This is a genomic window from Mycobacterium sp. Aquia_216 (genome assembly GCF_026723865.1).
Classification (GTDB): Bacteria; Actinomycetota; Actinomycetes; order Mycobacteriales; family Mycobacteriaceae; genus Mycobacterium.
In genome coordinates this window covers 3241898-3266881 of the sequence record NZ_CP113529.1, presented here as the reverse complement: position 1 = coordinate 3266881, position 24984 = coordinate 3241898, and the positions used below count along the sequence as shown (strand labels likewise).

At 65.7% G+C, this 24984-nt stretch carries 21 protein-coding genes; 6 read left to right on the top strand and 15 right to left on the bottom strand.

The window, feature by feature from the left end:
- Nucleotides 1-19: 19 nt before the first annotated feature.
- The 6 genes from OK015_RS15155 to OK015_RS15130 form a co-directional block, all read right to left on the bottom strand.
- On the bottom strand, nucleotides 20-1225 hold the full coding sequence (locus OK015_RS15155) for a PPE family protein (RefSeq protein ID WP_268124014.1): 1206 nt from the start codon (nucleotides 1223-1225) through the stop codon (nucleotides 20-22).
- 375 nt (nucleotides 1226-1600) lie between these two features.
- Nucleotides 1601-2830, bottom strand: a complete 1230-nt coding sequence (locus OK015_RS15150) for a PPE family protein (RefSeq protein ID WP_268124012.1) — start codon at nucleotides 2828-2830, stop codon at nucleotides 1601-1603.
- Nucleotides 2831-3361: 531 nt separating this feature from the next.
- Nucleotides 3362-4573 (bottom strand): PPE family protein, encoded by a 1212-nt coding sequence (locus OK015_RS15145; RefSeq protein WP_268124010.1) that lies wholly within the window; start codon nucleotides 4571-4573, stop codon nucleotides 3362-3364.
- Nucleotides 4574-4583: 10 nt separating this feature from the next.
- A complete protein-coding gene (locus OK015_RS15140; protein WP_268124008.1) occupies nucleotides 4584-4883 on the bottom strand; it encodes a PE family protein in 300 nt (99 codons plus the stop codon).
- A gap of 169 nt (nucleotides 4884-5052) precedes the next feature.
- Nucleotides 5053-6285: a PPE family protein gene (locus tag OK015_RS15135; RefSeq protein WP_326498483.1), complete on the bottom strand. Its 1233-nt coding sequence runs from the start codon at nucleotides 6283-6285 to the stop codon at nucleotides 5053-5055.
- 496 nt (nucleotides 6286-6781) lie between these two features.
- Entirely contained in the window at nucleotides 6782-6976 is a 195-nt protein-coding gene (locus OK015_RS15130; RefSeq protein ID WP_268124006.1) for a ferredoxin, read from the bottom strand.
- A gap of 227 nt (nucleotides 6977-7203) precedes the next feature.
- On the opposite strand from OK015_RS15130, the gene OK015_RS15125 reads away from it, so the two are divergent.
- Entirely contained in the window at nucleotides 7204-8376 is a 1173-nt protein-coding gene (locus OK015_RS15125) for a cytochrome P450 (RefSeq protein ID WP_268124004.1), read from the top strand.
- A 42-nt stretch (nucleotides 8377-8418) separates the two neighbouring features.
- Here the strand turns inward: OK015_RS15125 and eccCa are convergent, their stop codons facing one another.
- Nucleotides 8419-12585, bottom strand: coding sequence for a type VII secretion protein EccCa (eccCa, locus tag OK015_RS15120; protein ID WP_268124002.1), 4167 nt, complete (start codon nucleotides 12583-12585; stop codon nucleotides 8419-8421).
- Complete coding sequence (eccB, locus tag OK015_RS15115) at nucleotides 12582-14102, bottom strand: type VII secretion protein EccB (protein ID WP_268124000.1); 1521 nt, start codon at nucleotides 14100-14102, stop codon at nucleotides 12582-12584. Before eccB ends, eccCa begins: the two co-directional genes overlap by 4 nt.
- Nucleotides 14103-14511: 409 nt before the next feature.
- Between eccB and malQ the strand changes: the two genes are divergently transcribed.
- From malQ to OK015_RS15100, 3 genes are all read left to right on the top strand, one after another.
- Complete coding sequence (gene malQ, locus OK015_RS15110) at nucleotides 14512-16668, top strand: 4-alpha-glucanotransferase (RefSeq protein ID WP_268123998.1); 2157 nt, start codon at nucleotides 14512-14514, stop codon at nucleotides 16666-16668.
- Between the two features lie 12 nt (nucleotides 16669-16680).
- Nucleotides 16681-17151: a nuclear transport factor 2 family protein gene (locus tag OK015_RS15105; RefSeq protein WP_268123996.1), complete on the top strand. Its 471-nt coding sequence runs from the start codon at nucleotides 16681-16683 to the stop codon at nucleotides 17149-17151.
- 74 nt (nucleotides 17152-17225) lie between these two features.
- The gene (locus OK015_RS15100) at nucleotides 17226-17516 is read left to right on the top strand and encodes a LapA family protein (RefSeq protein WP_268123994.1); all 291 of its coding nucleotides are present in this window, start codon (nucleotides 17226-17228) and stop codon (nucleotides 17514-17516) included.
- On the opposite strand, the gene OK015_RS15095 is transcribed toward OK015_RS15100, so the two are convergent.
- Entirely contained in the window at nucleotides 17497-17952 is a 456-nt protein-coding gene (locus OK015_RS15095) for a type II toxin-antitoxin system Rv0910 family toxin (protein WP_268123992.1), read from the bottom strand. The genes OK015_RS15100 and OK015_RS15095 overlap by 20 nt on opposite strands.
- Before the next feature lie 106 nt (nucleotides 17953-18058).
- Nucleotides 18059-18616, bottom strand: coding sequence for a hypothetical protein (locus OK015_RS15090; protein WP_268123990.1), 558 nt, complete (start codon nucleotides 18614-18616; stop codon nucleotides 18059-18061).
- A gap of 217 nt (nucleotides 18617-18833) precedes the next feature.
- Here OK015_RS15090 and OK015_RS15085 point away from each other — a divergent pair, with 217 nt between their 5' ends.
- Nucleotides 18834-20651: a DUF4407 domain-containing protein gene (locus OK015_RS15085; protein WP_268123988.1), complete on the top strand. Its 1818-nt coding sequence runs from the start codon at nucleotides 18834-18836 to the stop codon at nucleotides 20649-20651.
- 14 nt (nucleotides 20652-20665) lie between these two features.
- Here OK015_RS15085 and OK015_RS15080 read toward each other — a convergent pair whose 3' ends face one another.
- From OK015_RS15080 to OK015_RS15060, 5 genes are read right to left on the bottom strand one after another with little or no spacing between them, the layout of a single operon-like run.
- Nucleotides 20666-21673: an aromatic/alkene monooxygenase hydroxylase subunit beta gene (locus OK015_RS15080; protein WP_268123986.1), complete on the bottom strand. Its 1008-nt coding sequence runs from the start codon at nucleotides 21671-21673 to the stop codon at nucleotides 20666-20668.
- A gap of 4 nt (nucleotides 21674-21677) precedes the next feature.
- A complete protein-coding gene (locus tag OK015_RS15075; protein WP_268123984.1) occupies nucleotides 21678-21989 on the bottom strand; it encodes an MmoB/DmpM family protein in 312 nt (103 codons plus the stop codon).
- Nucleotides 21986-22339: a Rieske 2Fe-2S domain-containing protein gene (locus OK015_RS15070; RefSeq protein WP_268123982.1), complete on the bottom strand. Its 354-nt coding sequence runs from the start codon at nucleotides 22337-22339 to the stop codon at nucleotides 21986-21988. The genes OK015_RS15075 and OK015_RS15070 overlap by 4 nt, the downstream gene beginning before the upstream one ends.
- Nucleotides 22332-22580: a toluene-4-monooxygenase system B family protein gene (locus OK015_RS15065; protein ID WP_268123980.1), complete on the bottom strand. Its 249-nt coding sequence runs from the start codon at nucleotides 22578-22580 to the stop codon at nucleotides 22332-22334. The genes OK015_RS15070 and OK015_RS15065 overlap by 8 nt, the downstream gene beginning before the upstream one ends.
- A gap of 11 nt (nucleotides 22581-22591) precedes the next feature.
- Nucleotides 22592-24079, bottom strand: coding sequence for a YHS domain-containing protein (locus OK015_RS15060; protein ID WP_268123978.1), 1488 nt, complete (start codon nucleotides 24077-24079; stop codon nucleotides 22592-22594).
- 352 nt (nucleotides 24080-24431) lie between these two features.
- Between OK015_RS15060 and OK015_RS15055 the strand changes: the two genes are divergently transcribed.
- Complete coding sequence (locus OK015_RS15055) at nucleotides 24432-24959, top strand: MarR family winged helix-turn-helix transcriptional regulator (protein ID WP_268123976.1); 528 nt, start codon at nucleotides 24432-24434, stop codon at nucleotides 24957-24959.
- Nucleotides 24960-24984 lie beyond the last annotated feature (25 nt).

Here is a 24984-nt window from a genome sequence, read left to right as displayed (position 1 = left end):
ACCGCGGCCCAGCAACTACTCAGCCGGCGAAGGGTGGGCGGGCCATGACGGTGGGTTTGAAGCCGTAGCGGGGACCCGAGGCGCCGAGGCCTTGGGAGCCGCCCATGCCGGCCAGGGGCATACCACCGAGCAGGTTGCCCGAGCCGGCGGCTTCCGGGACGGCACTGATCGCGCTGACCGGGACGGCCGAGGCGTGGCTGAGCGCTGGTGCGGCGCCCGACCACATCGCCGGCACCGACAGCCTGCCGACCGAGCCCGCATTGCCCAGACCCGCTGCCACGGCCGGTGCCGCGCCGCCGCCAAGCATGCCGCCCAGACCCGCCAAGCCCTTGGGTGCCGCGGCCGCCGCACTGGCGGCCGCCCCGCCGAGCTGCCCGGTACTTTTCGCGATCTGCACACCACTGTTACCCATACCAACACTGAAGTAGGGCAGACCCTCGGTGTTATACGCAAAACCCGCAAACGGGCTCAGCCCGTTGACAAACGAGGCAAAACTGGTGGGCAAGGAAGATTGCCCCGTCAACAGGAACCATCCCTCGCTGAGCGGGTCCGTTGTCGAGGTCGCCGCCGCCGCGGGTGTCGCCGCGGCCGCCAGCGTCTTAGGCGTCTGCTGGATCGCATTCGCGGCATTGCCCGCCCCGGTGGCCGACGCCGAGGAGACCGCGGCGTCCTGCTTGGCCCCGGCGTCCTGGGTGGTCACCTCGGGCGCATCCTTGAACGTCGTCACCTTGGTCGCGTTCGAGGACTGAGCCGCGTAGTTGTACATCGTGCTGGCGTCTTGGGCCCAGAACTGCCCGTATTGCGCTTCCAGCTGGGAAATCACCCCGCTGTTTTGACCCAGCACGTTGGTCGCCTTGGCCCGAGCCAACAAGGCCCGGTTCTGCGCGATCAGCGGCGGGGGCACCACCGAGGCGAACGCCGTCTCAAACGCCGCCGCGGCGGAGCTGAGTTGCTGGGCTGCCTGCTCGGCCTGCGCGGCGGTGGTCTTTACCCACTCGACATACGGCGTCAGCGCCTGAGTCGCCGCCGCCGAGGCAGGCCCCAGCCACTCCTCGCTGGACAGCTGAGTGATCACGTTCTCATAGCCCAACGCCGCCGAATTAAGCTCCGCGGCAAGCGAATTCCATGCGGAAGCCGCCGTTGTCAGCGACGTCGAACCCGCACCGGCATACAGGCGCGCGGAGTTCACCTCCGGCGGCAACGCCCCAAAATCAACCAACGACATGCCCTAGCCTCCTTGACACTGGGAGAACTGAATAATGCTGCGATGAACTCGCGGTTAGCTGGCATCCCGAAGACGAGCTCCGGCTACCGAGAGACGGTAATGGGGTTGCACTGACGATCGGCATCGTCGTCGGCAGCAACGAGGAGACGGCGCGGCCTCGTCGGGGGTCGGGGCCACGCCGGACCCGGTCTTCCCAGAGGTATACGCCCGATTCAGGACGGTGCCCGTGACGTGCGCAAACAACCGGAATGTGGACGCTGTTAGCGACGCTGCCGGCGGGTATCGGACCCTGCGCGCTTCGGTGTGGCGAGGCCGCGAGCGGCGGCCCCGCCATAAAATCCTGTCGCGGATAAAACCCGCGCGTTTGCCGTGCTGTCATCCGGCGGATGGGGGTCGGATGAGTACGGATCGTTTGAAGCCGTATTTGTGAGTGAAGCCGGCGGCGCCGCGGCGTCCGGCGCCGGTCATGGGCATGCCCTGCAGGACGCCGTTGTTGGCCGGTCCTGCGCTGGTGGCGTAGTTGACCGTGGTCGCGCGGATGGCCTGTTCCTCGAGCGCCCCGGGCGCAGTGCCCCAGCTCGACGGCACGGACAACCCGCCGACCTTGATCGACGAGGCGAGGTTGGCTGCCGCAAGGCCACCGGGGTGGCCACCGCCCAGCGCAGCCAGGCCGGCGAACTGAGGTGTGGGAAACCAGGCACCCTGGGCACCCGCGGTGCTACCGAGACCGAACGTCATCTGCTGCTGAATCGAGTAGCCGAAGCTGCCCTGCCCCACCCCGAAGTACGGGAAGCCAGTGAGGTTCTTGAGGAGAACGGTATAGACGTTGGGGTTGAGCCCGTTGGGGTTGGCCGGGGTGGGGATGGTGAAGAAGCTCTCCAGGAACTGCTCCCACCACGGCTGATCCGCGGTAGCCGCCGGATCGGCGGCCGCTGCTGCCGTAACTTGCTGCGCCGCTTGGGATACGGTCGCGTTCGCGGCGAGCTGGGTGGTGGCGTTGGCCGCACTCTGCCCGGTGCTCGCCGCCGGCTCGGAGGTCGCCTTGCTGACCGCTAGGGCTTGATCGGCCGCTGCGTCCGGGGTGGTCGTGTCGGGCGGTGACTCGAACGGCGGCAGCTCGGTGGCGGTTGCCGCGGAGGCGGCGTAGCCGTACATCGCGCCAGCGTCTTGCGCCCACATTTCGGCGTACTGGGTTTCGGTAACGGCGATCGCCGGTGTGTTCTGCCCGAAGAAATTGGTGGCAATCAGGTTCATCAGCAACACGCGGTTGGCCGCGATCACCGGTGGAGGCACCGTGAACGTAAACGCGGTCTCGTAGGCGGCGGCCGCAGCCCGGGCCTGGTTGGCGGTCAGCTCGGCCTGGCCGGCCGCGGCGCCGAGCCAAGTCTGGTACGGCGCGACCGCGGCGAGCATCTTCTGCGACGTGGGCCCGATCCACGGCGCACTGGTCAGCTCGGAAAGGACCGAGCTATAGCCACTGGCTGCGGTGGCCAATTCTGCGGCCAGCCCGTCCCAGCCGGCAGCCGCGGCCATGATTGGGCCCGATCCCGGCCCGGTGTACATCAGGCCGGAATTGATCTCTGGCGGTAATGCCCCGAAGTCCATCGTCACGGAGCGTCCGGTTCGAACGGCATGTGTTCCTCGCAAGTGGAATTAGTCGACGACCTTGACCCGAAGTTGCTCGTTGCGAGGCTAGAGCGCCGCGGTCCTCCATCGCGGCCAAGCGTCCGCGCGGGCTGCCCGATGGCCGCACGGTGGGGCCGCCTTTCCGGCGGCAGCGCAAGCGACCGTCAGCGGTCGGCGTTGCTGTGGATTTAGGTCGTCACCTGCGGGAATGCGTGAATGGCGCGGCCCCGCGACAGAGTCGTCACCAACGGTTGGCGCCGTGTCGGCAGGCATGAAAACTGCAGCGCCCGATAAAAATCCGCTCGCATATAAACTCGCTTGACTTGGTTCCGTGGCGTGGTGTGAACGGCCACGAAGCCGACTCGAACGGTGCCGATGCAAGGCTTTGCCCGGGGCGATGGGCGAGGCTCCGCGTATGCCTCGGCGGTTCCGCATCAGGAACCAAAGCGAAATGCACGTATGACGGCCGCGTGGCCGTCATACGTGCATTCGGGTGGGACCGGGGTGGGTTTAGCCGGCGAAGGGTGGGCGGGCCATGACGGTGGGTTTGAAGCCGTAGCGGGGACCCGAGGCGCCGAGGCCTTGGGAGCCGCCCATGCCGGCCAGGGGCATACCACCGAGCAGGTTGCCCGAGCCGGCGGCTTCCGGGACGGCACTGATCGCGCTGACCGGGACGGCCGAGGCGTGGCTGAGCGCTGGTGCGGCGCCCGACCACATCGCCGGCACCGACAGCCTGCCGACCGAGCCCGCATTGCCCAGACCCGCTGCCACGGCCGGTGCGGCGTGCGCGCCGCCGCCGAGCATGCCGCCCAGACCCGCCAAGCCCTTGGGTGCCGCGGCCGCCGCACTGGCGGCCGCCCCGCCGAGCTGCCCGGTACTTTTCGCGATCTGCACACCACTGTTACCCATACCAACACTGAAGTAGGGCAGACCCTCGGTGTTATACGCAAAACCCGCAAACGGGCTCAGCCCGTTGACAAACGAGGCAAAACTGGTGGGCAAGGAAGATTGCCCCGTCAACAGGAACCACATCTCGGTCAAGGGATCGGTCGCCGGGGTGGCCGCTGCCGCCGCTGCGGGTGTCGCCGCGGTCGCCAGCGTCTTGGGCGTCTGCTGGATCGCATTCGCGGCATTGCCCGCCCCGGTGGCCGACGCCGAGGAGACCGCGGCGTCCTGCTTGGCCCCGGCGTCCTGGGTGGTCACCTCGGGCGCATCCTTGAACGTCGTCACCTTGGTCGCGTTCGAGGACTGAGCCGCGTAGTTGTACATCGTGCTGGAGTCCTGCGCCCAGAACTGCCCGTATTGCGCTTCCAGCTGGGAAATCACCCCGCTGTTTTGACCCAGCACGTTGGTCGCCTTGGCCCGAGCCAACAAGGCCCGGTTCTGCGCGATCAGCGGCGGGGGCACCACCGAGGCGAACGCCGTCTCAAACGCCGCGGAGGCGGAGTCGAGCTGTGAAGCCGTGTGTTCGGCCTGCGCGGCGGTGGTCTTCATCCACGTCACGTATGGGGTCAAGGCTTGTGCCGCCTTCGTCGAGGCCGGCCCCAGCCACTCCTCGCTGGACAGCTGAGTGATCACGTTCTCATAGCCCAACGCCGCCGAATTAAGCTCCGCGGCAAGCGAACGCCACGCGGAAGCCGCCGTCGTCAGCGACGTCGAACCCGCACCGGCATACAGGCGCGCGGAGTTCACTTCTGGAGGCAACGTCCCAAAATCAACCATCGTGATCCCCTTAGCCCGCCGCGGCCGCGTTGGCCGCCTCTGTCAGCGCGTATGACCCCGAACTGGTGTTCAAGGTGTTGACGAACTGTTCGTGAATCGCGGTGGCCTGAGCACTGACCGCCTGGTACATCTGGGCGTGTGCGGCGAACTGTGCCGCTGTCAGCGCCGACACCTCGTCGGCAGCGGCCGGCACCACACCCGTCGTCGGGCCTGCGGCCGCAGCATTCTGGGCGCTCAGCGCCGTACCGATACCCTGCAACGTACCCGCCGCCGCCGCCAACGCTTCTGGCTGCGCTGTCACAAACGACATGTGCTTCCCTCCTCATTAACCGTCCGGCACAAACACCGGCGGGCTCTGTTATTGATGACGGTAGTTCGATCGCCGTCGGCCATGCCGCCTCGCTGCGAACTGTTCAGACCCGGACAACCTCTGTTCATCTGGCAGACACTTTTTTCCGAGATTCAAATCGTCATGGCAGCTACCCGGCGGATGGGGGTCGGATGAGTACGGATCGTTTGAAGCCGTATTTGTGAGTGAAGCCGGCGGCGCCGCGGCGTCCGGCGCCGGTCATGGGCATGCCCTGCAGGACGCCGTTGTTGGCCGGTCCTGCGCTGGTGGCGTAGTTGACCGTGGTCGCGCGGATGGCCTGTTCCTCGAGCGCCCCGGGCGCAGTGCCCCAGCTCGACGGCACGGACAACCCGCCGACCTTGATCGACGAGGCGAGGTTGGCTGCCGCAAGGCCACCGGGGTGGCCACCGCCCAGCGCAGCCAGCCCGGCGAACTGAGGTGTGGGAAACCAGGCACCCTGGGCACCCGCGGTGCTACCGAGACCGAACGTCATCTGCTGCTGAATCGAGTAGCCGAAGCTGCCCTGCCCCACCCCGAAGTACGGGAAACCCGAGAGGTTCTTGAAGATAACGGTGAAGAAGTTCGCGTTGAGCCCGTTGGGGTTGGCCGGGGTGGGGATGGTGAAGAAGCTCTCCAGGAACTGCACCCACCACGGCTGATCCGCGGTAGCCGCCGGATCGGCGGCCGCTGCTGCCGTAACTTGCTGCGCCGCTTGGGATACGGTCGCGTTCGCGGCGAGCTGGGTGGTGGCGTTCGCCGCACTCTGCCCAGTGCTCGCCGCCGGCTCGGAGGTCGCCTTACTGACTGCCCGCGCCTGCTCGGCCGTGCCGTCGGGGGTGGTGGTGTTGGGCGGTATGTCGAACGGGGTGACATCCGCGGCGACCGCGGAGGAGGCAGCGTAGCCGTACATCGCGCCGGCGTCTTGCGCCCACATCTCGGCGTACTGGGCTTCGGTAACGGCGATCGCCGGCGTGTTCTGCCCGAAGAAATTGGTGGCAATCAGGTTCATCAGCAACACGCGGTTGGCCGCGATCACCGGTGGAGGCACCGTCATCATGAATGCCGCTTCAAAGGCGGCCGCCGCAGCCCGGGCCTGCGTGGCCGTCAGCTCGGCCTGGCCGGCCGCCGCGCCGAGCCAGCTCACGTACGGTATGACCGCGGCCAGCATCTTCTGCGACGTCGGCCCGATCCACGGGCCGCCGGTCAGCTCCGAAATCACCGAGTCATAGCCACTGGCTGCGGTGGCCAATTCTGCGGCCAGCCCGTCCCAGCCGGCAGCCGCGGCCATCATTGGCCCCGATCCCGGCCCGGCGTACATGCGGCCGGAATTGATTTCGGGCGGTAACGCCCCGAAGTCCAACACCGCGTCCTCCTCAATTGGCCGCGATTGCGTTGGCAATCCCGGCTATCGCGTAAGAACCTTTAGGAACCATTGGTGGCCGTGTCAGCACCTGCTACCCCCGGACTACTGACCCCATGGAAGTGACCCCATGGAAGCCAGTTGCATCCGTGGGTCAGCAAACCCAATGCGCAGGCAATCCGGCAGCGTCCGGTGCACCCGTCCGCCGACCCCGGCATGGCGCTCTACCACCATGTTTCCCGGATATTTGGTCAGGAACGTCACGCCTAATCCCGCCTCGATTACCCCCGCCATCAGCAACCAAGCGACAGCTCACTTGGGCTGAACTGCCGCTCGAGGAAAACATTAATGGCTTATACCCGCGCCGCCGACCGGCGATGCCAACTATTCACACCAGGCCAACCATTGTTCACTCCCGGCCAACCGGCGTTCATTTACGCGGCCCGGCTGTTCACCTTTGGTTCGCTTACCTGTTTCGGCTCGGTCGCCACCAACGCCGTCAGTCCTCGTCGAGAAAAAGGGCCATTTCCGGGCAGGAGGCCACCCCGTCGCGGATCAACTCCACGTCCTCGGGTGACACCTCGTGTTCTTCGAGGATCGAGTAGCCCGACTCGTCAATCGGGAACAGATCTGGGTCGACGGCGTAGCACTGGGCGTGGCCCACGCATCTCGACCTTTCGAGACGAACCCTCACGAGGTCTCCTCCTCCGACGGCTCCGGGAACATGCGAATCGGTCGCTAAAGTCTAGAAGACTGCTCGCAATCAGAGCTCGCCCATCCGGATGGCACCGTCGTCAAAACGCATGGGATATTGGTGTGTCACCAGAAACCGGTGACGACAAAGTTTTTGGGCGCGGCGGTCTGGCTGCGTTGGGGACGCGGAAAACCAAACAGACTGAAAGACAAGCGGAGACACAGCACATGAGCACCCTTGGCGAGTACCAGCCAGGCGAGTTCTACCTGCCGCGGCTCGACTTCTACTCGCTGCCGATGGCGACCGACCGGGCCGGCGGGTGGAAGACATTGCGCGACGCCGGGCCGGTGGTGTTCATGAACGGCTGCTACCACTTGACGCGCCGCGAAGACGTGCTGGCTGCGCTGCGCAATCCCAAGGTCTTCTCCTCTCGATTGGCGCTGCAGCCCCCGGGCTACCTGCCGGTGGTGCCGCTGGCGTTCGATCCGCCGGAGCACACGCGCTATCGCAAGATCCTGCAACCGTATTTCAGCCCGCACGCGCTGAGTAAGTCGCGGCCGGTGCTGGAGCGCCACGCCGCCGAGATGATCGCCGAACTTGCCGACCGCGGTGAGTGCGACGCCGTAGCGGATTTCGCCAATTTGTACCCTTTCCAGGTGTTCGTGGACCTTTATGGGCTGCCGCTCGAAGATCGCGACCGTTTGATCGACTGGAAGAATGCGCTAAACACGGACAAGGCCGCCCTCGACCAGGCCGATCTCGAAAAGGCGCAGGCGCTGTTTGAATATCTCACCGACGCTATCCAACAGCGTCGACGCAACCCCGGCTCTGACATGCTCTCGAAAGTGATGACCGGCGACGGCGACTTTACCGATCTCGAGCTGCTGGGCATGAGTCATCTGTTGATCCTGGCGGGCCTGGACACGGTGACCGCGGCGATCGGGTTCTCGCTATTCGAATTGGCACGCCGGCCCGAATTGCGCGCAAAACTTCGCGGCAATCCCAGAGACACAAGGGTTTTCATCGAGGAGATCGTTCGCCTGGAGCCGTCGGCGCCGGTAGCCCCTCGGGTGACCACGGAGTACGTCGAAGTCGGCGGCATGACACTGCCCCCGGGCTCTCAGGTGCGGCTGTGCATGGCGGCAATCAATCGCGATGGCACCGATTCGGTTTCGACCGACGACATCGTTCTGGACGGAAAAGTGCATCGGCACTGGGGATTTGGTGGCGGCCCACATCGTTGCCTGGGTTCTCATCTGGCGCGCATCGAGCTGACCGTGATCGTCTCGGAATGGCTCAATCAGATCCCCGACTTCGAATTTCCGCCGGACTACACACCCGAAATCACGTTTCCGTCAAAGACATTCGCCCTGAAAGCATTGCCGCTGAGTTGGAACTAACCGCGGTCGACCCGCGCAAGTCCCAACCCAGCAGCTGCTGTTCTACTTCTGCAATTCGGTGGCGGCAACCTGGACGAATACGCCGGTGTCCTCGGCCATCAGCAGGCCTCGACCGCGGGGCAGCGGCCCACCCTTCATCTTGCCGCGGATGAAGCCCTCGTCGGGGTCGGCGTCCATCACCAGCAACGGTGTATTCGCCTGGTGCAGGGACCGCAGGATCGGGTCACTGCCCGCCGAGGACCAACCGCCGAACGTGCGGGTGACCAGGACATGCAGACCGACATCGGCGGCCCGGGTCACCCACGGAGCTATCTGGTGCAGCGGCGAATCGAAGCCCGGTGGCAGCTGCTGGACGTCGTCGACGATCAAGAAGATCTCCGGACCGCTCCACCACGACCGCGACAGCAACTCCTGGGCGGATAGACCGGGCGGAGGCTGGCGAGCGGCCAGAACCGCTGCCAGCTCGCCCACCAGCGCCTGCACGCCGTCGAGGTTGTACGCGAACTTCTCCACGTACTCGGTTCCCAGGACTGTCAGCAGCTGACGGCGGGGGTCGACCAACCAGACCTGCGCCGAGGGCTTCCCCGCCGGCGGTGCCGGTGCGGTGGACGAGCCGGGGACATACAGCCTGCCGATCTCGGACATGATCGTGGCCAGTGTCGTGGTACGCCCACACTCGCGCCGACCCGTCACCATCAGGTGCGCATTCTCGTTGAAGTTGAGATAGACCGGCGCCAAATCCAATTCCGAGATGGCCCAGGTGATTCCGCCCACGCCAACCCCTTGGCGGTGGTCTCGGGCAGCCAGCTCCCGAACCTGCTCCACGCCGAACCGGGCCGGCAGACGGCGCACCGGAGGCGCTTGGCCGCTCGCGAGCCGGCTGACGGCCGCGACAACGCTGTCGGACTCGAAGATCTTGTCGGGGGTGTCGGCCAGCGCGGGCCGGGCCACCAACGTGTGCAGGCCCGCCTGCGGGTCGCTGTCGAGGCGGACATAGTTGACGGCGACCATGCCGCGCCCCGGCTTGACGGGGACGTCCTTGGCGAAGCGGGACCGCACCAGTTTGGCGTCTTCGACCGCCGCCAGGCGCAGCTCGATGCGGGATCCAAACCCACTACGCACCGGTGGCCGCAGCTCCGATTCGCGATCGGCGGTGACCACAACGTGTACCCCGAACGAGGGACCCTGGTTGATGATCTGGTTCACCTGCTCGATCAGGACCTCGTTCTCTTCGGCCAGTGCCCGGTAGTTGTCGATCACCAGGTAGACGTCACCGAAGCCATCGTTGGGCACCGGGCCGGCCTCGCCGCCGAACTTACGGCGCCGGAACACGTCCATCGAGGCGATCCCGTACTCCAGGAAGCTGCGCTTACGCTCCCGCACCAGCGCCAGCAGTTCGGCCACCGTCCGGCGGACACCGTAAGGATCGGTCGGACCGGCCACCTCGCCCACGTGCGGAAGACGCGCGATCGTGGTCAGCGCGGTACCGCTGTAAGCCAGGCAGTAGAACTGGATCTGCTCGGGGGTGTGAGTCAGCGCGGCCGAACAGATCAGTGTCTGCAGCGCCGTCGTCTTGCCCGCACCGCCGGCGCCCAGGATCAGGACGTTGGCCCCGGGGCCGGAAGTGTCGACCGTCCACGGTGGCTGGTCGTGCTTGAACGGCCGGTCGATGATCCCGATCGGGAAAACCAGGTCCCTGGCCGAGCCGTAGTCCTGGTTCCAGGGGCGGCCGAGGAACCGGTTGACCAGCTCGTCGATTGCGACGGGCTGCGTCAGCGGCGGGTGCCACAGGCGGTAAGGCTCGAAGTCGATCCTGCGCAGCTGATTGATGATCTCCGTGCCGACTTTCGGCGTGCGGATACCTTCGTCGTCCTCGCTCTCGGCCTCTTCGGCCTCATGCACCTCGCCGTTGGTGAGAATGGGTGGCGGTTCGATGTCCGGCCCGCCGACGCTGACCTCCAGCGGGGTGAACGAGTTGGTAAACAGCTGCGGGCGAATGTAATCGATGCTGTGCACCAGCACGGGCGCGTCGTCGCCGTCGATGGTGATCCCGCGGGAGTAGTAGTCGCGCCACAGGAACTCGGCCTGGAAACGGACAATGTCCTCAAGGCTTCGACGGAAGTAGCCCAGACCGGCTTGGGCCGGCAGGTTCACGGCGTTGGGTACACCGGCGGCCTGCGCCGCCCCAGCGGTACGCGCTTTCAGCACCAACCGATAACCCATGTTCTCCATGAGCTTTTCGGCGCGGCTCTCGATGGTCTGCGAGGCCATCATCAGGTGGATCCAGTAGGCGCGGCCCTGCCGGCCGATCGAGTCGAGCACGTCGACTGCGGTCGGCATGATGCGGAACCATTCGTAGAACTCGTCGATAACCACCACGAGCATCGGCAGCGGCGGCATGTCCTGGCCGCGAGCGCGCATTCTGGACCGCACCGAGTTGTATTCCTTGGCGTCGTCGACACCGGCGTTGTCGCATACCGCCTTGCGGCGGGCGATTTCGCCCCACAGCGCGTCCAGGAAGCGCTCCATCAGAGCCTGGTCTTCCTCGAGGTCGGTGATGATCCGCGAGACGTGCGGGACCCCGGCGAAAGGCTTAACCGCTGACCCACCCTTGAGGTCGGCCAAGACGAACTGCAACTCCTCCGGCGGGTGTGCTAGCAGCAGTGACTCGATCACGGTGCGCACCAGCGTCGACTTACCGGAACCCGTAGTTCCGGACATAACGCCGTGGGGGCCGTCGCCGCCCTCATCCAGCGACTTCATGTCCAAGAACAGCAGCTCGCCGTTGTCGGAGCGATTGCCGAACGGCACCCGCAGCCGCGAGCGGCCCATCGTGTCGGTGCGGGCACCCCACAGTGCGTCGAAGTCGATGTCGGCTGGATCGTCGACGCCGTAGTAGGACAAGATGTCCCGGGCGCCGATGTGGGCGACCCGCTGGCCGATCTCCTCGTAGGCCTCCGCGAGCCGCCAGTGCGCCAGCTTCTGTGCGAATTCCTCGGCTTCGGCGGCGCTGATCTGGTCGGTCAGAGCGAAGAACCACGGCTTGTCGTCGATCACCATCCAGGTGTCGCGGTCACGCGGCAGAGCCTCGATCACGCCCTTGTCGTCGAACCGCAACGTCCGCTCCGGGACCGAAGTCCACATCGGAGAACCGGTCAGGTCGAAAAACGTCACGCCGTCGACACCCTCGGCGCTGATCACGTACTCCCATTGGGGATCAACAACATCGGCGACGATCACCGTGTGCGGTGTCGGCGTCTGGGCAGAGGAACTGGCGTGCCGAGGCGTGAACGACCCACGACCGGCGAACAATTCGGCTTGCTCGGCGGCGAACTCGCGCACCGAGCTGTAGACCATCCGCGCGTTACCTGCCGCGTCCTGACGCCGGCCATCACCGAAGTGCGGCAGCCACTTGACCCAATCCCATTCGTCCAAATCCGAGGTGACAACCACCATCTGCACGTGGTCGGGGCCGTGCGAGAACGCCAGCTGGCAGACGATCGCTCGCATCAACGCCAGCACCTGCGGGCGTTCGCCGATCAATGCGTACCAGGGCTCCACGAGCAGGGAGACCATCTTGGGCAGGTTGTAGACGACGCTCTGGTAGCGACCGAATTCCTGCAGCGCCTTACCCGTCACGGGCTCCAGCTCGATATCGGTCGGCATGTTCTGGGGCTCACCCCAGGTCACTTCGGGACGCGTCATACCCACCCCGACGCGGACGACACCGAAGTTGAGGTCTTTGCCGTCGGGCTTGCGTTCCCACATCCGTGGCGACCCCACCGCAGCGCTGAGCGTGTCGGGAGCCGGGTGGAACCACCGGTAGTTGGCGTCCATGCTGTCGGCCGACTCGTGAGCGGTCTCGCGCAGCATGTCCAGCATCAGCATGAACTGGGCGCGCATCGAGTCGAGCTTCGGGCGGCTCATCTGCTGCTGCCCACCGAACCGGCCGCCGAACATCATCATCGCGACACCGCCGATCATGAAGATCGGGAAGATCGCGCCGGCGCCGCCGAACACGTGCGAGCCGCTGGCGAAGGTCATGGCGATCATGCCGATCAGCAGGCCGACCACCAGCACGCCGACTACGACCATCCACCAGGGCTTGCCCTCGGGCGGCGGAATGCTCAGCGGTGTCGGCAGAACGATGTTTTCCGGCTTGATGACCGGAGGCTTCTCCGGTGTCGGCCGGGCGAATCCACGCTTCACTTCGGTACCACCAACTCTGCAGGGGACATATCCATCGGAAGGGTGTCGTGCTCCACCAGGGCATCAGCCCGCGACAGCGTCGGGCCCTGTGGAAGGAGCCGGAGCGCGACCCACGGCGCCAGGCTCGGTGTGGTCTGCAAACCCAACGCCTCGCGCACGTCGCGGGTGTCGTCCACGCCGAATCGGGCGCCCGCATCCGTCACCCACCATAGCGATTCGGTGGTCTTGGCACCGGGATCGTTGCCGGTGACGGCCACGAAGTTGGCGAAGTTGGGTCCGAAGTAGACCTGGTCGGCAGTACGGCCGGTGGTGTCCGACTTCACCAGCGACACAACCTTTTTCGTCTCGGACTGGGCGACCGGGATGGTCGGCCCGGACACGACCTGGATGCGGGCTCGGTTCTCGCCGCTGGTCTTCTGCCACCACCAGCAGGTCGCCGGGTTTTCCCGGAGGTCCGTGACGTTGAGCGGGTTGTCCGGGTACGACGACAGATCCAGCTTGTTGACCACCGGCATCTTGGCCAGTGCGGCCGGTTCCACAGTCATCGGCTTGCTGTTGTTCGCGCCGCCCGCGTTCTGCATGATCTGGGCGACCAGCGGCGGAAGCGTCTGCACGCCATCGGGCAAAACCAGCGAATATTGTTGCGGCCCACTGATTTGCGGTGTGACGAGGATCGTCCCGACCGGGCCGGGAGCACCGGGGAAGGTCGCCGGGCTGCCCGCGTTCTGCACCTCTGGCACCGTCAGTTCGGGCCCGACCGGCAACGCGTCGAACAAGGCGCGACTCATCGGCTTCGCCATGTTGATCTGTTCCGGCGTCAACCCGAGCGGCAACAGAACGGAGCGGTTCGCGGCGTCGATCCGCGACCGGCGTCCGTCCCGGATGACCCAGGTGTCCCCGCTGTAGCTCAAGACCACGGCATCCGAGCCGTTCAATAGCCGTCGGCGGTTGTTGAGGTCGGGCGTGCCGTCGATCACCGTCACGGTCACACCCGACGGTGAGCCGACCCCGGTCGAGCCGGCCACCGTGTCGCAGATCAGCCACGACGACGAGGACGGGGCCTTCGCCCCGAAACTTGACGGTGCCCCGGGAATGCCCACCATCGGGCCGCGCGGGATGTTGGCGATTTGGCTGGACCGCACCAGGTGCGGGTTGTCCGGGCGTCCCGTGATCAACCGCGCCGACGCCAGGTTCAGCGCCGGATACAGCTTGTCGCCGACGCGGACGTACAACGCACCCGAGTCGCGGTCGGCGATGATCGGCGAATCCCCGACCTGACCGGCCGGGCTGATGAACGAGTACAGCAGCGCTCCCAGGCAGATCACCATCGCTGCGGAAACCGATGCGACGATGGCCAAGGTCTGGCGTCGGCCCGGCTCGACCTCCATCCGGACCCGCCAGCGGGTCAGCGCCATCGAGGTCCGACGAGCAAGGAACTGATAGCCGGTCACCTGCGTGCGCGTCGATAGCCCGAGGCCATACCCCGAGCCGCGCTGCCCGCGACTCTCTTCCGCCACTAATTCACCATCCGGTTTGTTGGAACGCCTGGACACCGTCCAGCACGCGAATCACATCGATAACCGTAAGCCACACGCCATGACCTCGCCATGTAACGCAATGTGGCGTTCACTTCCAAGCCTCGTCACGTCCATCAGTCCAGCCGGCTTCAGTTGTCAACTGTGGTCCGGCCCAGCGGCAGCGAACACCACAGAGCTGGCAGTTTCCCCATTCCCCGCTGGATCCCCCGGCCGGACGATTCCTCTTTCCAATGGGATCGTAGCGGCGGAGGGCCAACCCGTCCTGTCGAGCATGCGCGGCCGCGGCGACTTTGCTGACCTGCTGAACAATCCGACACGGGCAAACCCGGCGACTGTCGTCGGCCGGTCCGCGTCGTGCCGGGCGGGGTTTGGCAGCAAGATGGGCGGCATGACTGAGCTTGCGCCGTCGTTGGTGGAACTTGCCGGCCGATTCGGGATCGCCACTTGGTACCAGGACTGGACGGGTCACCAGGTGCAGGTACCGGAAAGCACGCTGATTGCGGTGCTCGGCGCGCTCGGCGTGGCGGCCAGTACCGAGCAAGACCGCAACGAGGCACTGAACAGCCAATTACGCACCTACTGGGCGCGTCAATTGCCGGCGACCATTGTCGCGCGCACCGGCGCCCCGACGCGGTTCTGGGTGCACGTCACTCACGGTGATCCCGCCGAAGTCCTGTTGCGGCTCGAGGACGGCACGGTGCACGGCGGCGTGCAACAGGTCGACAACTTCACGCCGCCGTTCAATCTGGACGGGCGCTGGGTCGGCGAGGCCAGTTTTGTCCTGCCCCCCGATCTGCCGCTGGGCTACCACCGTCTGCATTTGCGCTCGCGGGGCATCGAAACCAGTGCGGCACTGATCGTGACGCCCGACTGGCTCGGATTGCCGGAGCAACTCGGCGCGCGCCGGGCGTGGGGCCTGGCCGCCCAGCTCTACAGCGTGCGCTCCGAGCAGTCCTGGGGCATCGGCGACCTCACCGACCTGACCGACCTGGCTGTCTGGTCCGCGTCGCGGCACGGCGCGGACTACCTCCTGGTCAATCCGCTGCACGCGGCCACCCCCACGATTCCGATGGAGCCGTCGCCGTACCTCCCGACCTCGCGGCGCTTCTTCAACCCGCTCTACATTCGCATCGAGTCCATCCCCGAGTTCGCCGACCTGACCAAGCGTGGCCGGCTGCGGCGGCTTCGCGACGATGTCCAGCAGCAAGCGGGCCGGCTCGATGCCATCGACCGCGACACTGCCTGGACGGCCAAGCGGGAGGCGCTCAAGCTGGTTTACCGGGCTCCGCGCTCGGCCGGCCGGGAGCTGGCCTATGCCGCCTTCCGCGAGCGTGAAGGCAGCGCCCTCGACGACTTCGCCGTCTGGTGTGCGCTGGCCGAAAAATACGGCAGCGACTGGCATTGCTGGCCGAGTTTCCTGCAGCATCCCACCGCTATCGAAGTGGCCCGATTCGCCGAGAAGCATCCCGACGCGGTCGACTTCCACCGCTGGCTGCAATGGCAAATTGACGAGCAACTCGCCGCGGCACAGTCGCAGGCGGTACGGGCCGGAATGTCGCTGGGCATCATGCATGACCTGGCGGTCGGGGTGCATCCGAACGGAGCCGACGCCTGGGCCCTGCAGGATGTGCTGGCGCTGGGCGTGACCGCGGGCGCCCCGCCCGACGAGTTCAATCAGCTCGGCCAGGACTGGTCGCAGCCGCCATGGCGCCCGGACCGCCTCGATGAGCACGAGTATCGGCCATTTCGTGCGCTGATCCGGGCGGTGCTGCGGCATGCCGGCGGCGTTCGTATCGACCACATCATCGGGTTGTTCCGGCTGTGGTGGATCCCCGAGGGCGCACCACCCACCGAAGGCACCTACGTGCGCTACGACCACGAAGCGATGATCGGCATCGTCGCGCTGGAAGCGCGCCGGGCCGGTGCGGTGGTGGTCGGCGAGGACCTCGGCACGGTCGAACCCTGGGTCCGCGATTACCTCTTACTACGCGGGCTGTTGGGCACCTCGATTCTGTGGTTCGAACTGGACCGGGACGCAACCGGCGGACCACTGCCCGCCGAGCGCTGGCGCGAGTACTGCCTGTCGTCGGTCACCACCCACGACCTGCCACCGACCGCCGGTTACCTGGCCGGCGACCATGTCCGGTTGCGCGAGTCGCTGGGATTGCTGACCCGGCCGGTTTCCGAAGAGCTCGAGTCCGACCGGGCCGAGCTGGCAGGCTGGATGGCCGAGCTGCGCCGGGTGGGGCTGCTCGGCCCGCACGACGACGACCCCGAACAGATTGTCCTTGCCCTCTATCGCTACCTGGGCCGAACGCCGTCCAGGTTGTTGGGCGTGGCGCTGACCGACGCGGTCGGTGATCGCCGAACCCAGAACCAGCCCGGCACCACCGACGAATATCCCAACTGGCGGGTTCCGCTCACCGGGCCCGACGGCCGGCCGGTGATGCTCGAGGACGTATTCACCAATCGCCGGGCTGCCGCGCTGGCCGAGGCGGTGCGCGCCACGCTAGCTCCCCCGACGATCCAGCCCAGCGGCTGTTAGCTTTCAGGTGCCATGACTCTCTCAGCCGACGACCGAGCCGCGCTCGGCGACCTGGTACACCGATATGCAGCAGGTGTCGATGACCGCCAATTCAATTCTGTAGCAGGACTTTTCACTGTAGAAGCCGAGCTGATTGTGCCCGAGCCGCCGGCCTCGCTGAAGCCGATCCATTCGCATCGCGGTCAGCAGGCCGTCACGGCGGCGGTCGCAGCGGTGACCGCGGTGGCGCGTACCGAGCACGCGATCATCGGTGAGGTGTACGACGAGGGGTCGCTACCGGCCACGGCGCGCGGGCGGATCGCGTGCGTCGCACATCACTGGACTCAGCGCGGCGACGAAGTCCTCGACGCGGTCTGGCATCTGCGCTACGACGACGAGTACGAGGCAACGGCCGCGGGGTGGCGGATCAGTCGGCGAGCGCTGACCGTCAATGCCATGGAAACGCGGCCGGTACGACGATTACTGCCGCCGGATTCGGACTGAGCACACTCACGTCGAGACGCGGGTCACTGCGTCGAAACCGTTTGGCCACGCGGTGTTTCGGGTAGCTAGTGCTGATGAGGCGCAACAACCGCAACCCAGTCGATCATGACCGGACCAGCGCCCGGTCAACCGACCGACCTCCGCAAGACTCGGTGCGCACGCCGGGGCTCATCGTGGTGGGGGCCGCCGTGCTCGCGCTAGTGGTGTGTGTCACCAATTTTGCGCTTGGCGAGGTGAGCGTGGGCGTCACCGCCGCGATCATCGGGCTGATGGCCCTCGGGGCTGGCCTGGACTGGCTTTCCATGGACCGCAGGCGAATCCGGCAGGCCGAACGGGATTGGTTCGTCAGCCATCCGACGCGGTGATCCGCGGTTGCTGCATTGCGGCGAGGTTCTCCACCGACTTGCGCACATCAGACCGCAGCACTCTGGCTACGACCTTGCCGACCGGCCCACTGAGTACGCCACCGTCGAGGTTGGCGGTGAGATCAAATGTCGACCCGGGGTTTGTGTCGGTCACTGCCATTGCCACGGTGATCCGAATTCCACCCCGACCGCGACCCTGCAGCTCAATCGAATTCGGCTCGTCGTAGCGGGTCACGGTCCAGTGGACGACGTTGCGAAATCCCTTCACCTTGATGCATGACGAGATTTTCGTGCCCTGCTCGATTGTCGACGGCAGCTCGCCGCGCCAGCCGCCGAAGATCGTCATCCACTCGTCGAACCGACCCAGATCGGAAGCCAGTTTCCAGGCGGCGTCCGGGCCGAGGTCCGACGACGTCGAAACATCTACTTGTGCCAAGGTCTGTCGCTCCTTTTGCAGGACTGCGTTCGCGGGACATGAATTTGTTGCGTACCCAGGGCCGGCGACCAGATAAACCCCCGGCGATGGCCCGGCCAACGACTGCTTATGGCCAGGCCTCCTTCAACTTCTCGGCGACGTCGATGATTTGCGCGGCTTGTGATTGGGGGGCGTCGATTTCGTCGGCGACGTATTGGGCGATGAATCGGCGGATCTCACTGTCGACGCCGCCCAAGATGCGCACTATTTCGCCGCGGAACGACTTCGACGACACATTGACGGTGATATCGGAGGGCCGCGGTTTCGAGACGTCGACAATCAGCAGCAGTGGCTGGGCGGCACGTGCCGTCGCGCGCAATGCGATGTCGCCGGTGACGGCGAACCGCTGCTTGTCGAGCCGTAAGTCCAGCAGCAGATCGATGGACAGTGGGATGTGAATGATAAAGGTGATGCTGTCGCCCAACCGGCGTGTGACGCGCGGGTCTTGGATCTTGACGTTCGCGCTGACCTTGGCAATCCCGCCAGGCCCCTGGGCAATCGGCTCCATGGCGAACTCGCTGCCCGCGATGTCGGCGAGTGCGGCGGCGACACGCTCGGGGGTCACGGCGTCTTCGAAGAATCTGCGTCCGAACTCTTCGTAGGTGACATAGTCGAGGTTTTGCATAGGCGTATACCGTCTCACGCTACTTGCCGCAAACTTCGCTGATCTGGCCGCGTCGCAGGAATTTCACGCTGGAGACTCCCAGCTGAGCTGCGGCGAGCCGGACTGTGTTATCCGCCCCCGGACCGCGTCGTTGTGAACAACACCACACGACGGCGCCTCGATTCGGTGTGTGGGCCGGTGGCCTGGGAGGCTTGAGGACGGGAGGTATTGGAGTCTGATGGGCGCCCACGAACTGCTTGAGCCGCACTCAGCCGTCTCCCGGGTCGAGGGGATGCTCACCTGGCTTGGCGGCGGATACTGGCGCGAACTGGGTGAGCGTCACGAGCGGGCCACCCACGCCGTTGCGGGCGCGGTCGTGCTGCTGGGAGCCGTGCTCGCTTGGCTTGTCGCGACGTTGGCCGTGAGCGCGTCGACGCGCTTGCCGCTGTCTGTCGTCGTCGCGCTGACGCTTGTCTTCGGTCTGCTGGTCGGGGCGGTGACGCGCGGCATCGCGAGCGGCCCCCACCGCGGCTGGCCCGGCATCGCAGGACGCGCGGCGGTCGCGGTGGCAGTCGGCGTTGTCGTCGGCGAACTCGCCGCGCTCGCTGTGTTTTCCCGCTCGATCGATCACCGTCTCGACGATCGGGCGCTGCGAACCGCTGACTCCGCACCGGCCGTCGTGCAAGCGTCGGCGGCGCTGCACCAGACCCGGAATATGCGCACCGGGCTCGACGACGCCGTCGCGCAAGCCCGTACCGGACAGGACAACGCCTTGATCGTCGCGCGGTGCGAATACCACCCCAGCCCGGCGTGCCCGCAGACCCGTATCACCGGCGATCCCGGCGCCGGGCCCGAAACCCGAACGGCCAACCAGCTTCTCGCCGATGCCCAGCGTGAACTCGACAATGCGTTGGCGGCTCGCGACCGCCGGGCACCCGAATTGGACGCGACAATTTCCCACCAAGAGCAGGCCGTCACCGAGGCACGCCAACGCGTGCTGGCCGATGCCGGCCCCGGCGGCCTCGGCGCACGCTGGATCGCCATGAACGACCTCACCGTTGCCGACTTCGGAGCATTGTTGTTGCGACTGTTGACCATCGCGTTTTTCGTGTTGGTCTACTTGCTGCCGCTCATTCTGCGGATGTGGCGCGGCGAGACCACCCATGACCGCCAGGCGACGGCACGCGCACAGCGCGAGCGCGCCGATCTCGACGCGGACACCGCGATCGCAATCAAGCAGGCCGAAATTCGCCGCGAGGCCGAGATGCTATGGGCTGAACACCAGCTCACCCAGGCCCGGCTGGCCATCGAGGCGCAGACCGAAATCGATCGCGAGCGGCAACGCCGCCGAGTCGCGGAAGCCATCGAGGGCCCGGCGCCCGTGTCGTCGCGGCGAGCCTTCGAACCAGTGGACGAAGACGTGTGCCTGCCGATCGCCGCCGAAGCCGAGGCCGCCAGCCGAGCTATCGCCGAATTGCCCGCTGGCACACCGGACTCCCGCGCCGATACGCCGTCCGCGACGCAGAACGTCCCGGCACAGATCGAGACGGCCGGCGAGCTCGAACCGCCGGATGAGCGAGCCACGCCGTTTATCCCGTCGCTGCCCGACGCGACCAGGGCCGCGGCTCGCTGGATTCGCCCACTGGTGCCGCCATTCGTCGCGCGGGCGATCGACTCCACCACCGCACCGCTGCGGACCGCGCGTCAGGTGTTCGAAGAGGTCGAGGAGATCACGTTCTCGTTCAAGCGCACTCGCAAGGTGACGCTGAATTCCGAGAGTTCTGACCCCGGCGAACAGCCATCGCGGTCATCGGCAACCGCGCCGTCTCGTGCCGCGCGGATCCCGTCATCGCGCGAGCATCAGGAGACTGACGACCGTCCAGCTCGAGAGCTGGGCGGCCGCGAGCGTTCCTCGCTGCGGCTATCCGTCAAAGACGCCGACGGCCTTTCATTGCAGCCGGCGGACAGCCCTCGCACGCGTGAGTTGACCGAGCGCGACGGCCCGCGCGAGCTTCGGCCACCCGACGGCCCGCGCCAACTTCCGCCCGGCAATTAGCCGGTGGTGCGCCGCTATTTCGGCAAGGACGACCGGAACCGAGAAACCGACGCCGCGACCTGCCCGCGGACGGCAGCAGGGTCCTTCGCATGCGGCGCGACGGCAAAGATCGTGGCCAGTCCGTCGGCCGCGCGGTCGGCCAGCGGTTGCCATTTGGCCTGCCAGCCGGCCAGGACATCGCGGTTCTCCGCATTGACCGTGACGCTGTAATTGGCCAACTCGGCGGACCAGGCTTGGCTGCGGAGGGTATCCACGCGAGATTCCTGCAGCAGCGCTGCCGTCAACCCGTCGCCGTGTGCCGCGGCCAACTCGGCCAGTGATTCCTTGAACAGGGCGTCAAGCGTCGGCTTGACGACGAGGTTGAGCGCCGTGAATGCCTCGCCCCAGTCGTAAGCCAGCAGCAGCCGTTCGAGAGTTTCGCGCGCCGGCTGCCAGGCTTCGTCGAGCTCCCAAATACGCCGCGTTGCTTCGGAATTGGCCAGGTGTGCGCCGTGGGCAAGCGACAATGACTTGGCCCGGTAGGCGATCCACTGCAATGCCCGCAACTCGTCGGCGGCCTGAAAGAACGCCGCGTTGGTGATGTAGGCACTGGGCGCGAGCTGTCCGAGGTACAGACCGGTGATCTGCAGGACGTGAAAGGCGAACCGGGCGGGGACATAAATACGATCCAGGACTGCCACCCATTCGGGGTCGAGGTGTTCGTCGTGGTCGAGCGCCTCGTAATGATCCACCAGTCCCTCGGTGTAGATCTCGCGGTCGTGCTGTAACGCGACGTATCGCCGGTAGTTCAACGCCGCCGGGTCACGAAAACCCTCCCAGTCGTCGGCACGCAGCCCAGACCCTTCGCGATGCTCCACATACCAGCGGTTGATCGCGGTGTTGGGATCCAGGTCGAACGGCGCCGGCTTGCGGTTGAAGTGATAGTGGAATCCACCGGTGACGATTTCGTATTCGGTGGGCCTGCGCCGGGTGTCTCCGGCGATGCTCCACGTCTTGAGTCGACGCGGTGCCGCGCTCGTCATCTGCTCAGTCCTTCCGTTCTAGATACCATTGCAGTTCGTCATCGCCGACATAGCGCATCCGCCCGGCAAATCCGGCGATGGCGGGCTCCAATGACGCTAATGGAATTGGTTGGCCGGCAGCTGATTCCAGGCTTCCACGGGTGACCTTGAGGAAGGACGGCGCGTGGATGCGGACGTAGCCGGCGTGGTCTTCGATGACGATCTCGGCTCCGGGGTTGTCGACCTCGATCGCCTCGGTCAGGGCCGCGACGATGTCGGGGTCGAAGCCCCGCACGATCGGGCCGACAAGCTTCGGCTCTTCGACGGACGACGTCATGGTTTGGCTCCGTTCTGAGGTACCGCCACCGCGATGAGGTCACCGTCGCGACGGACTTGGTAGCGCTTTAGTTGACAGTTGTCCGGATTGAGTCCCGCGCCGGTGTCGAGGTCGAATTCCCAGCTGTGCGCGGAGCAGGTCAACACTCCTCCGTCGACGTCACCGTGGGCCAGCGGGAATCCCGCGTGCGGGCAGCTGCCCGCGAATGCCCGTAGCTCACCGCTTCGCAAGTGCACCAAAAGGATTGGCACATCGTCTGCATAGAACTCGCCGACATCGCCCTCCCAGAGATCGTCGATGGTAGCCACGACTTTCCAGTCGGCTGTCCGGCCTAGACTGCCGTCAGGCACCGTAGAAGACCTCGAGATGATCCAGGGGCCGCACCCCCGAGGCGCCAATGATGGCCTCCGGAGCCAGGATCCGTCCGTCATGGCGGACCCGGATGGGGGCGTCTCTTTCGGCCACGCGATGCCCCACCACGTGGTGGGCGACCTGTTGGCCCACCTGCTCGACGGTGTCACCGTCGTCCACCGGGATCAGCAGCTCGAGCACGTCGCCCTCGAAGAGCGCGGTCAAGGGAAGTAGCGACACCCTCTGCCTCCTTAACGTTGCCGTGCCCAGGCATAGTTGTCGGCGTCCTGGCCCTGTTCTTCGGCCGACAGGCCCATGTACTGCAGCACCGTGCCCAGATCGGGCGGGCTGATCTCGCCGGAGAGCACGCGATCGATCAGCGACTGGTGCCCGGCGAACCGCTCGGGCCGTTGCACGAAGATCCACCGGCACGGTTCGGAGCAGAAGAGATACTTGCGCCCGTCGTGGATGTGGGTCAGCGGAGCCGCGTCGGTGTGCGCCCCTCGAGTGACCCCGGCGGAACGCACGACGGGCAATTGGCACAGGTTGCATGTGATCGGCAACGTTTCGGGCAGCGTCGCCGCGATATCCCCCTTGCGGACGTTCTCGGTGATGACGTCCCAGTTCCGCCCGAAATCGCGGTTCCAGCCGGGGTATTTCTCCTCCAGCCAAAGCCGTTCGGCTTCCGAGACGCCGGCGTCGGGGTTCCACCACACCGTCGGGCGGTAGTACCACACACCTAGATGAATGGCGTGGTGATACCAGGTGAGCTCGTTGATGAACTCCTCCCAATACCAGGGGTAGTCCAGGCCGAAATCGCGGAACTGATCGGCGAACTGCTTGACGACCCAGTCTTCAATGAATTCCTTGAACGACATCCGGCGGCTTTCCAGCGGCGTGTAGTAGTCCATCGATAATCCGGTCAGCAGCGCGAAAATCCGCCAGGAGCGCCAGAACATGTGGTCGATCAGGAACTGACCCCACTCTTTTTCGCCGTTCTCGATGAGCACCTTGATCGTGGGCTCACCCTGTTGGGCGTGGCGTGCTTCATCGGTCTGAATCGACGAGATCAGGGCCCCGAACTCCAGGTCACCCACGTCGATCGCGTCGGCGGCCATACCAAGGAATTGCAGGTTGGTGAAGCCGGTTTCCAGGGTGAAGGTCAACTGCAAGGCGATGGAGGCGGCGTCGTTGGCGACGAACATGTCGTCGAACAGGTAACGGACCGCCAGGATGATCCAGTCGTTGGTGTGAAAGGCTTTCAGCGCCCAGTCTCCGCGTGGCTCTTTGTCGAGCAACCCGTAGGGGAAGAACGCCTGAATCTGGCCGTGCCGGACCTCGTCAAGGGTGCCAAACGTGGCGGTATTGCGCCAGGCCGCGGAGCGGCCGAACCGTCCCATTCGGGCCTCGGCGATCGACGCCAGATATTCGGGCATCGTGATGGCGCCGTAGTGGGCGACGATCACCGATTTCCAGCCGGGATCGAGCGAGTCGAACAGCTTGGAACGGCTGACGGTGTTTTTCAGCGAATAGGTGGTGGTGTCCTTGGTGACTTGGTTGTGCACATACTCGCGGTAACTGATCTTGTACGGCTCGTCCCATTTCAGCCAGGCCTCGCCTGCGACCCGGTGGGTTCCCGAGAGGCCTTCGGGAAATACCTCTTCTTCGGCCACATAGCGGAACGTCCAGTTGGTGTCTCGCGCGAGGTCATACCAGTCGCTGCGCAATAGCTTGGGCATCGGCAAGTCCTTGTTTGGTGTGAGCCGGTGCGGCGATGCATCGGGCTGTCGATACCTGGTACAGCGTAGCTAAGATACAAAGGAGTCCTACATATCCGATCATCCTGATTTGTACCGGTGATCATTGACGCGCTGATCGCCACGATGTGCAGTGGAATATTGAGCACCGCACACGAATTCAAGGAGGAGCCCGCCGCATGCGTGATCCGGTGCACCGCATCGATCCCCTCATCAAGACAGCGCCGGCTGGCGCTCTGGCCGGGACCGTCTCCTGAAGCACGACGGGGAACGCCACCCGAGTCTGGATTCCAAGATCATTGCCGCGCTCGACCGCGTCGGTGATTCGCTACATGTGCTGGCGCGGCGGGCGGCCGAGCGGCACGATCTGTCCAGTACGCAGCTCCGAGTACTCGGGTGGCTGCACGTCGGACCTCCGCCCACGCCGCGTAGCACCGCGCTGGCCCGGGAGCTGAACGTCTCGGACCCCACCGTGAGTGACGCCGTCGCCGCTTTGCTGCGCAAGAAATTGGTGGAGCGCCGCCGTGACCCCCGCGATGGTCGCAGTCAGCAGCTGGTGCTCACGCCGGAGGGACGCCGCGCCGCGGCGACGGTGTCTCGGTGGACGGCCCCAGCAGAGGTCGCCGCGTCACGACTCGACCGCGCCGATGCGGAGGTGCTTCTCGACGGCCTGATAAGGCTGCTCGGGGAATTGCACGACGCTGATCTGATCCCGGTCAGCCGGGCCTGCAGCACGTGCGTCCAGCTGGAAATCGTGGACGCACGACATCGCAAATATTGGTGCAGGTTCTATGACACTCCCCTGCCGGTTGACGAGTTGCGCGTCGACTGCGTCGATCACGTTGCCATCCCAAGTCATTAGGGCCGTATCGAATCACCTCAACGGC

Coding starts and splice junctions, on each gene's coding strand:
- OK015_RS15150 (WP_268124012.1), bottom strand. CDS start 2,830: ATGGACTTCGGGGCATTACCGCCAGAGATCAATTCCGGCCTGATGTAC.
- OK015_RS15100 (WP_268123994.1), top strand. CDS start 17,226: ATGAGGCGCAACAACCGCAACCCAGTCGATCATGACCGGACCAGCGCC.
- OK015_RS15085 (WP_268123988.1), top strand. CDS start 18,834: ATGGGCGCCCACGAACTGCTTGAGCCGCACTCAGCCGTCTCCCGGGTC.
- OK015_RS15060 (WP_268123978.1), bottom strand. CDS start 24,079: ATGCCCAAGCTATTGCGCAGCGACTGGTATGACCTCGCGCGAGACACC.
- malQ (WP_268123998.1), top strand. CDS start 14,512: ATGACTGAGCTTGCGCCGTCGTTGGTGGAACTTGCCGGCCGATTCGGG.
- OK015_RS15125 (WP_268124004.1), top strand. CDS start 7,204: ATGAGCACCCTTGGCGAGTACCAGCCAGGCGAGTTCTACCTGCCGCGG.
- OK015_RS15140 (WP_268124008.1), bottom strand. CDS start 4,883: ATGTCGTTTGTGACAGCGCAGCCAGAAGCGTTGGCGGCGGCGGCGGGT.
- OK015_RS15075 (WP_268123984.1), bottom strand. CDS start 21,989: ATGACGTCGTCCGTCGAAGAGCCGAAGCTTGTCGGCCCGATCGTGCGG.
- OK015_RS15105 (WP_268123996.1), top strand. CDS start 16,681: ATGACTCTCTCAGCCGACGACCGAGCCGCGCTCGGCGACCTGGTACAC.
- OK015_RS15155 (WP_268124014.1), bottom strand. CDS start 1,225: ATGTCGTTGGTTGATTTTGGGGCGTTGCCGCCGGAGGTGAACTCCGCG.
- OK015_RS15090 (WP_268123990.1), bottom strand. CDS start 18,616: ATGCAAAACCTCGACTATGTCACCTACGAAGAGTTCGGACGCAGATTC.
- OK015_RS15080 (WP_268123986.1), bottom strand. CDS start 21,673: ATGACGAGCGCGGCACCGCGTCGACTCAAGACGTGGAGCATCGCCGGA.
- OK015_RS15145 (WP_268124010.1), bottom strand. CDS start 4,573: ATGGTTGATTTTGGGACGTTGCCTCCAGAAGTGAACTCCGCGCGCCTG.